Annotated in this window: 6 protein-coding genes and 1 pseudogene; 3 read left to right on the forward strand and 4 right to left on the reverse strand. The window is 68.3% G+C overall.

Annotated features, from left to right (window positions below; genetic code table 11):
* Nucleotides 1-900: pseudogene (locus ACFE7U_RS10240) on the forward strand (YifB family Mg chelatase-like AAA ATPase); the annotation flags it as partial.
* A gap of 7 nt (nt 901-907) precedes the next feature.
* On the opposite strand, the gene ACFE7U_RS10245 reads toward ACFE7U_RS10240, so the two are convergent.
* The 3 genes from ACFE7U_RS10245 to ACFE7U_RS10255 form a co-directional block, all read right to left on the reverse strand.
* A complete protein-coding gene (locus ACFE7U_RS10245; RefSeq protein ID WP_375409617.1) occupies nt 908-2341 on the reverse strand; it encodes a mannose-1-phosphate guanylyltransferase/mannose-6-phosphate isomerase in 1434 nt (477 codons plus the stop codon).
* Nucleotides 2342-2367: 26 nt separating this feature from the next.
* Nucleotides 2368-4533 (reverse strand): methylmalonyl-CoA mutase, encoded by a 2166-nt coding sequence (gene scpA / locus ACFE7U_RS10250; protein ID WP_375409618.1) that lies wholly within the window; start codon nt 4531-4533, stop codon nt 2368-2370.
* Nucleotides 4534-4601: 68 nt separating this feature from the next.
* Nucleotides 4602-5066 (reverse strand): hypothetical protein, encoded by a 465-nt coding sequence (locus ACFE7U_RS10255; RefSeq protein WP_375409619.1) that lies wholly within the window; start codon nt 5064-5066, stop codon nt 4602-4604.
* A 243-nt stretch (nt 5067-5309) separates the two neighbouring features.
* On the opposite strand from ACFE7U_RS10255, the gene ACFE7U_RS10260 reads away from it, so the two are divergent.
* Entirely contained in the window at nt 5310-5510 is a 201-nt protein-coding gene (locus ACFE7U_RS10260; RefSeq protein ID WP_375409620.1) for a hypothetical protein, read from the forward strand.
* A 215-nt stretch (nt 5511-5725) separates the two neighbouring features.
* Here the strand turns inward: ACFE7U_RS10260 and ACFE7U_RS10265 are convergent, their stop codons facing one another.
* Complete coding sequence (locus tag ACFE7U_RS10265) at nt 5726-5941, reverse strand: hypothetical protein (RefSeq protein WP_375409621.1); 216 nt, start codon at nt 5939-5941, stop codon at nt 5726-5728.
* Nucleotides 5942-6363: 422 nt separating this feature from the next.
* Here ACFE7U_RS10265 and ACFE7U_RS10270 point away from each other — a divergent pair, with 422 nt between their 5' ends.
* The gene (locus ACFE7U_RS10270; RefSeq protein ID WP_375409622.1) at nt 6364-7500 is read left to right on the forward strand and encodes a S1C family serine protease; all 1137 of its coding nucleotides are present in this window, start codon (nt 6364-6366) and stop codon (nt 7498-7500) included.
* The last annotated feature ends 253 nt before the right edge of the window (nt 7501-7753 follow it).

The raw sequence follows: 7753 nt of genomic DNA on the forward strand, positions 1-7753 counted from the left end.
CTCATGAACGGTCCTCCGGGAGCCGGCAAGTCGATGCTGGCGGCGCGGTTGCCTTCGATCCTGCCGCCGCTCGGCCCGCGCGAACTCCTCGAAGTCTCGATGATCCAGTCGGTGGCCGGCGAGCTGAAAGGCGGGGCCTTGTCCCAACCGCAGGCCGTTCCGGCAGCCGCATCATTCGGCCTCCATGGCGGCACTCGTCGGCGGCGGCATCAATGCCCGCCCCGGCGAGGCCTCCCTGGCGCATGGCGGAGTGCTGTTCCTCGACGAACTGCCGGAATTCACAGCGCAAGTGCTCGATTCCCTACGCCAGCCGATGGAGACCGGCGAAGTCATGATCGCCAGGGCCAACCACCGCGTCACCTACCCGGCTCGCTTCCAGCTCGTCGCGGCGATGAATCCCTGCCGGTGCGGCCAGGCGCTGGAGCCCGGTTTTGCCTGTCGGCGCGGACCCAACGAGCGCTGCGTCGCGCAATACGGCGCCCGGATCTCCGGGCCGCTCCTCGACCGGATCGACCTGCGCATCGAGGTCGGCGCCGTCACGGCCGCGGATCTGATCCTGCCGCCGCCGTCCGAAGGCTCCGCCGAATGCGCGGCGCGGGTCGCCGCCGCCCGCACGCTTCAGACCGAGCGGTTCGCCGCCCGCGGTCTCACTGGGGTCATACCAACGCCACCTGTCCTGCGACGCTGATCGAGGACGTCGCGGCGCCCGATGCCGAGGGCGCCGCGCTTATCCGCGACGCGGCCGACGCCATGCGACTGTCGGCGCGCGGCTTCCACAGGGTGCTGCGGGTGGCACGGACGCTCGCCGATCTCGACGGGGAGGCGAGGGTCCGTCGCATCCATCTGGCAGAGGCTTTGTCCTACCGCGGGCGGGCGGAGCGCTCCTCCGCCGCGGCCTGACCGGGCCCTACCGTCCGTAGATGTCCTCCACGCGGATGATGTCGTCCTCGCCCGTGTAGCTGCCGACCTGGACCTCGATCAGTTCGAGCGGGATCTTGCCGGGGTTGGTGAGGCGGTGCATCGAGCCGATCGGCAGGTAGATGGCCTCGTTCTCGTGAACCAGCGAGACCGTCTCGTTCAGAGTGACCTCGGCGGTGCCGCGCACCACGACCCAATGCTCGGCCCGGTGGAAGTGCTTCTGCAGCGACAGCCGGCCGCCGGGCATCACCATGATGCGCTTCACCTGGAAGCGCTCGCCGATATCGATGCGCTGGTACCAGCCCCAGGGCCGGTACATCCGCCGATGTGCGTCGGCCTCCGGATGCGCCTTGGTCCGCAGCATCGCGACGAGCTCTTTGACCTCGCCCGAGCGGGCCTTGGAGGTCACCAGCACGGCGTCCGGTGTCGTCACCACCACGACGTCGTCGAGGCCTACCACCGTGGTCAGGTGCTCCCCCTCGCTATGGACGAGGCTGCCGCTCGTATGAAGTAACTCGACCCGCCCGCGCACCGCATTGCCGGCGCCGTCCTTGTCGAGCACGGCCCAGACCGCGTCCCAGGTGCCGACGTCCGACCAGGGGAAGGAGACCGGCAGCACGCCGGCCCGGGAGGTGCGCTCCATGACCGCGTAATCGATGGATGTCTTGGGTGCCCGGGCGAAGGCGGCGGGATCGAGGCGCACGAAATCGAGGTCGCGTGCCGCCCCGTCGAGCGCGGCCTCGGCCGCTTCGAGGATGTCCGGCTGGTAGCGGCGCAGTTCCTCGATCATCACGTCGGCGCGGAACAGGAAGTAGCCCGAGTTCCACAGGGCGCCCTCGACAATCAGTGCCTCGGCGCCGGCAGCGTCCGGCTTCTCCACGAAGCGCTCGACGGCGCAGGCCCCGGCCACTCCCTCGATCGGCCTGCCACGGCGGATATAGCCGTAATCGGTGGCCGGCCGCGTCGGCTCGATGCCGAGGGTCATGATGTGGCCGGCGCGGGCGCCCGCGGCCGCCCGCGCCGCCGCGGCCACAAAGGCGGCCGTATCGGAAATGACGTGGTCGGCGGCCATGATCAGGACCACCGCCTCGGGGGCGGTCCGGGCCGCATGGAGAGCGGCCACCGCCACCGCCGCAGCGGAATCGCGCCGCTCGGGTTCGAGCAGGATGTCGGCGGCGACCCCGACCTCGGCGAGTTGCTCGGCGACGATGAAGCGGGCGTCGCTGGCGGTGATCACCGTGGCGCGTCCGAAGCTCGCCGCGTCGGCGACCCGCAACGCCGTCTCCTGGAATGTCGAGCTGTCCGGCTTCACCAGGGCGGTGAACTGCTTGGGCATGCTCTCGCGGGAGGCGGGCCACAGCCGCGTCCCAGAACCGCCGCAGAGAATGACCGGAAGGATCTGGTCCTGGACGGCGTGGGGCATTCGGGGATCCTTCAGAGGAAAGGCATCTATTCGGCTGCCTGACGGGTGCCATAGCCCAGGCGCTCGTTCAACTCGCCCAGGAGCTTGATCGCCGCATCGGCAATGACCGTGCCAGGCGGGAAGATCGCCGAGGCTCCGGCGGCGTGCAGGGCTGCGTAGTCGCCTGGCGGGATGACGCCGCCGATCACGATCATCACGTCGCCCCGGCCGGCCTCGTCGAGGGCCGCCTTGAGTTCGGGCACCAGGGTCAGGTGCCCGGCGGCGAGGGAGGACACGCCGACGATGTGGACGTCGTTCTCCACCGCCTGCCGCGCGGCCTCGGCCGGCGTCGCGAAGAGCGGACCGATATCGACGTCGAATCCGAGATCGGCGAAGGCCGAGGCGATCACCTTCTGGCCGCGGTCGTGCCCGTCCTGCCCCATCTTGGCGACGAGGATGCGCGGGCGGCGCCCATCGGCCTCCTCGAAGGCCTCGACCAGCTCCCGCACCGTCTCGACCACCGGCGACATGCCACCCACCTCCCGCTTGTAGACGCCCGAGATCGAGCGGATCTCGGCCCGGTGCCGGCCCCAGGCCCGCTCCAGCGCTTCGGAAATCTCGCCGACCGTGGCCTTGGCGCGGCCCGCCTGGACCGCGAGTTCGAGCAGGTTGCCCGTGCCCTCGGCGGCCTTGGTCAGAGCGGCGAGCGCCGCATCGACGTCTGCCTGGTTGCGCTCGGCACGCAGGCGCTTGAGCTTGTCGATCTGAAGGGTGCGAACGTTGCCGTTGTCGACCCGCAGGAGCTCGATGGCACGGTCGCCGTCCGGCTTGAACTTGTTGACGCCCACGATGGTCTGTCGACCGGAATCGATCCGCGCCTGGGCGCGGGCAGCGGCCTCCTCGATGCGCAGCTTCGGGATGCCGGCCTCGATCGCTTTGGCCATGCCGCCGAGCTCGTTGACCTCGCGGATGTGCTCCCAGGCGCGGGCCGCGATGTCCTGGGTCAGCTTCTCGACATAGTAGGAGCCGCCCCACGGATCGACGATCCGGGTGGTGCCGGATTCCTGCTGGAGGAAGAGCTGCGTGTTGCGGGCGATCCGGGCGGAGAAGTCGGTCGGCAGCGCCAGGGCTTCGTCGAGTGCGTTGGTGTGGAGCGACTGGGTGCCGCCCTGTGTGGCTGCCATCGCCTCGATGCAGGTCCGGGTGACGTTGTTGAACACGTCTTGCGCGGTCAGCGACCAGCCGCTGGTCTGCGAATGCGTCCGCAGCGGCAGCGACTTGTCGGATTTCGGGTCGAACTCCTTGACGAGACCCGCCCAGATCAGGCGCGCGGCCCGCATCTTGGCGATCTCCATGAAGAAGTTCATGCCGATCGCCCAGAAGAACGACAGGCGTGGCGCGAACTGATCGATGGTCAGACCCGCGCCGAGGCCCGCCTTGATGTACTCGACGCCGTCGGCCAGCGTGTAGGCGAGCTCCAGGTCCTGCGTCGCCCCGGCTTCCTGCATGTGGTAGCCGGAGATCGAGATCGAATTGAACTTCGGCATGTGGGCCGAGGTGTAGGCGAAGATGTCGCCGATGATCCGCATCGAGCCCTTCGGCGGGTAGATGTAGGTGTTGCGGACCATGAACTCCTTGAGGATGTCGTTCTGGATCGTGCCCGCGAGTTTGCTCGCCGGCACGCCCTGCTCCTCGGCGGCCACGATGTAGAGGGCGAGGATCGGCAGCACGGCGCCGTTCATCGTCATCGACACGGTCATCTCGTCGAGGGGAATCCCCGAGAACAGCGTGCGCATGTCGTAGATCGAGTCGATCGCCACGCCCGCCATGCCGACGTCGCCCGACACGCGCGGGTGGTCGGAATCGTAGCCGCGGTGGGTCGCGAGGTCGAAGGCGACCGAGAGGCCCTTCTGCCCCGCCGCGAGGTTGCGCCGGTAGAAGGCGTTCGAGTCCTCCGCCGTGGAGAAACCAGCATATTGCCTGATCGTCCAGGGCTGCGTGACGTACATGGTCGGGTAAGGGCCGCGCAGATACGGCGCGACGCCCGGATAGGTGTGGAGGAAGGCAATTTCCTCGCGATCCGACGGCCCGTAATGGCCCTTCACCGGGATGCCTTCGGGCGTCATCCAGGGCTCGCCCACCGGCGGAGGCGGCGCCTGCACGGCATCCGCCGCATAAGCGAGCGTCGCGAAATCGGGGATGCGGGACGTCATGGATGCGTGCTCGTGCCTCGGCTTGGTGCGCGGCATTATAAGCAAGGGAGGTCGGCGGGCTACTCCCATCAACGCCGATGCTTACGTGCACGCGCCCTCTCGGGCGTGACGCGTGGAGCCGGGCCGTCGCGGCGCGCGAGCCAGCTCACGCGCTCGTCGATCATCCCCTTGAGCCGGTCGCGCCTGGCGTTGCGTTCGCGGCAATCGCAAGGCCAGTCACAGCTACCGCCGGGATCGCATTCGACCAGCGCCAACAAGAGGAAGAGGATGACGAGAACGGCGAGAGCCACCACCGGCAAGGCCAGTCCGAGGCCAATGAGTGCCGCTATGATGATCTTGCCGCCGATTGAACCGGCGACCTTCAGCTTAACCAGAAGGGCAAAACTTCCACCGGCACCTGCCAACCCTCTCGCACCGCGCGCGATCCAGGCCCGGACCCGTCTGCGGTAGGCCAAAGCCTCAAGCCGGGCGAGCTCGCGTCGGACGCGTTGGACGGTCGCATCGTCGTCGGTGAAGATCGGTGGAGTGAGCAAACTGGTGATGGACCGTGGTCACTGGCGATACAAACTATCTTTCGGGTCATTCTCTAACGGACCTGCCGCCATTGCGAATGGGCGAACGGCCTTCCAAAGGCTGATCAAGAAAAAAGCCAACCCAGGATCCCAAGACCGCGACGCTGGCGCCGCCGCAAAAATGCATACACGTCTCCCGATCGCGTTGAGCAATGGGCAAGGTGTCCGGCGTTAGGGTGGCGCGGCACCGAGGAGACCGCCCCAATGAGCGATTCCGTCGCCGACCTCGCAAGGTCCGTCGCCACGAGCCAGGCGTCGTCCCTCCGCGGGTCGTTTCAGACCGCCGCCCTGCGTCAGCAGGCCGACAGCGAGAAGGCCGTGGCGGATCTGGTTCAGCAGAGCGTCGAGACGCAGAGAGCCGCCGCACCGGAAGGGCAGGGTCAGGTCGTCGACATCATCGCCTGATCGACAAGGCGCTCGAACGACCGACGCCGGTGGAAGAGCCCCGCGGCGGACCGCTTTGGCAATCGCGAAAAGCATCGATTGATCATACGATCGCCGCCCAGAGCTCGAACCGATCCGGCTATCGCGCCGGGACAGTTCGCGAGCGCGGCGGCTGGGTCGTTCGTCCAGGTGCGCGGGTCAGCGCGCACCGTCAGGTCGGCAGCGGGGGCCGGACGTCAGTTCAGGTAGGTGCGGATCCAGTTCGGAGAGAGGATCTCGCCCTCCTCGGTGATGATCCAGGGCTGCTTGGCCGGGTCGGCGAGAGCGCCGGCGGCGGCCTCGATGGCCTCGCGCAGAGTGTCGAAGCGAGCCGGCTGCGCGACGGGCGAGGCGGCCGGCGCAGTGCGCCAGATCGTCAGGTCCGCCGGGCGTTCGAGGGCTTCGGTTTCCATGGTCGTGGGTCCTTGTTTGCTGTGACGGGCCACTACGGGCCGGCCGGGTTCTGTGAACGATCAGCCCCGGCGTCGCGAGGCTTGTATCGAGGGGGATGGAAGCATCTGTGAGGCGATTTCGCGATCAATTCGGGCCGATCTGCCATGATCGCCACCGTTTCGTCGCTTCATCCCTGATTTCGTTCATCATGAATTCGCCATGACGTTCGAAACCGCCGCCCCGGAACACTCCTCTTTCGTCTGATCCAAGAATGATCAGAAGCCGTGTCCATTTCGTTACCTGGAATGTCTCCGGCAAACGGTGCGCACGCGCACGGAGGCAGATCCAAAGCCATCCCCTAGTTGAAGGAATCGCGGTGAACGACCAGTTAACGGAGCGTGGCAACACGGCCACAGGGCGATCGTGTCCAGGGAGTTGTCGGGTGCCGGATCGGTTCGCGCGGGTGGTCTGGACGGCGGCGATCGTCCTGCTCGCCCTGTTCGTGCTGCAGCCCTACGTCACCGCGTTCCTGTACACGGCGGATGGGCCCCGTGCCGTCGTGGCCCGTGGCGAACTCGCGCCATCAGAAACGTCGACCGTCGAATTGTTCGCGCGCTCGAGTCCGTCCGTGGTTCACGTCTTCGCGCAATCGGCAGCCCAGGGACGAGCCCTGATGGAACCCGATCCGCGGGAGGGGGAAGGCCAGGGCAACGGCCAGCAGACCGGCACCGGCTTCGTCTGGGACGCGGCCGGTCACGTCGTCACCAACAACCACGTCGTGGCCGGCGCGACGCAACGCGGCGGCTCGATCTCGGTCCGGCTGTCCTCCGGCGATGTGGTGCCGGCGAGCGTTGTCGGCACGGCGCCGAACTACGACCTCGTGGTGCTGCGCCTCGGCCGCAGCGCCGCCGTGCCGCCGTCCCTGGCCGTCGGGACCTCGGCAGACCTGAAGGTCGGACAGGCGACCTTCGCCATCGGCAATCCCTTCGGACTCGACCACACCCTGACGACGGGCGTCGTCAGCGCGCTTCAGCGCCGGCTGCCGACGGGCGAAGGGCGCGAGCTCTCCGGCGTGATCCAGACCGACGCGGCGATCAATCCGGGCAATTCCGGCGGCCCGCTCCTCGATTCCGCGGGACGGCTCATCGGGGTGAACACCGCGATCTTCTCGCCGTCGGGCGCCAGCGCCGGCATCGGGTTTGCCATCCCGGTCGACGTGGTCAACCGCGTCGTTCCGGAGCTGATCAAGAACGGCCGCACCCGCAATCCCGGCATCGGCATCATCGCAGGCCAGGAAGCGACGGCGGCGCGGCTGGGCATCGATGGCGTGGTGATCGTGCGCGTCCTGCCGGGCTCTCCGGCGGCCGCGGCGGGGCTGCGCGGGGTCGACATGCAGACCGGCGAGATCGGCGACGTCGTGGTGGGAGCCGGCGGGCGCCCGGTCAACCGTCTCGCCGACCTCACCGCCGCCCTCGAAGCCGCGGGCCTCGATGCCTCGATCGAACTCGTCATCACCCGCGACGGTCGCACCCGGCGCGTCCGTGTGACGACGGCCGATATCGCCCAGGCACGGCTCTGACAGTCATCCTCCACGTCAGGGATTGCCGCGCAGGCGGCCTTCGGCGACATGCGTGAGGCGAGATCGGCGATGTCACGCGGTGCCCGGCGATCGCGGCATCGGGACCGACGGCCCGGAATGAGGCAGCACCATCCATGACCCTGCTGCTCGGTGCCGTCAGCCTGCTCGCCCTCTGGTGGTGGGGGGGGAGCATCCTGCGCCTCGCCCCGGAACGGCGCGCCAAGGTTGTGACGCGCTGGCTGGCATACGGCGC

The sequence above is a fragment of the uncultured Methylobacterium sp. genome (genome assembly GCF_964251405.1).
GTDB lineage: Bacteria > Pseudomonadota > Alphaproteobacteria > Rhizobiales > Beijerinckiaceae > Methylobacterium.